The 504-nt window shown below is 61.3% G+C and carries 1 protein-coding gene; it reads left to right on the forward strand.

Annotation, left to right across the window (positions count from 1 at the left end):
- Positions 1-44 precede the first annotated feature (44 nt).
- A partial coding sequence (locus SAHL_RS02985; protein WP_184947251.1) for a transposase occupies positions 45-504 on the forward strand: 460 nt, incomplete at its 3' end.

Raw genomic sequence — 504 nt, forward strand, 5'->3', positions numbered from 1 at the left:
AAGACCAATCACTGATTTCAGACGACAGAAGAGGTGCCACCACCATGCGAGACGATACGACGATTGCCTTTACTGATCCAGCCTTTGCGGACGCGCTGTCCGATCTGGTTCGCGATGGTGCACAACGCATCATCAAACAGGCCGTTCAGGCCGAGCTCAATGCGTTTCTGCAGACGCATGCCGACCGAGACGCCGACGGGCGGCGGGCTGTGGTGCGCAACGGCTATCAGCCTGAACGTGACGTGCTCACCGGGGTTGGCCCGGTCGCCGTCGCGCTGCCCAAGACGCGGGATCGCGCCGGACGCGGCCGACGCTTTTCCTCGGCATTGCTGCCGCCTTATTTGAAGAAGACGCGCCGACTGGAGTCGGTCCTACCGTGGCTGTATCTCAAGGGTGTATCGACCAACGATTTCGACGAAGCGCTCAAGGCGCTGTTCGGGGACTCGGTCAAAGGCTTGTCGGCATCGACGATCAGTCGCCTGAAAGCCGGCTGGGAGCACGAGT

The organism is Salinisphaera orenii subsp. halophila YIM 95161 (assembly GCF_003732545.1).
In the GTDB taxonomy this organism is placed as follows: Bacteria; Pseudomonadota; Gammaproteobacteria; order Nevskiales; family Salinisphaeraceae; genus Salinisphaera; species Salinisphaera orenii_A.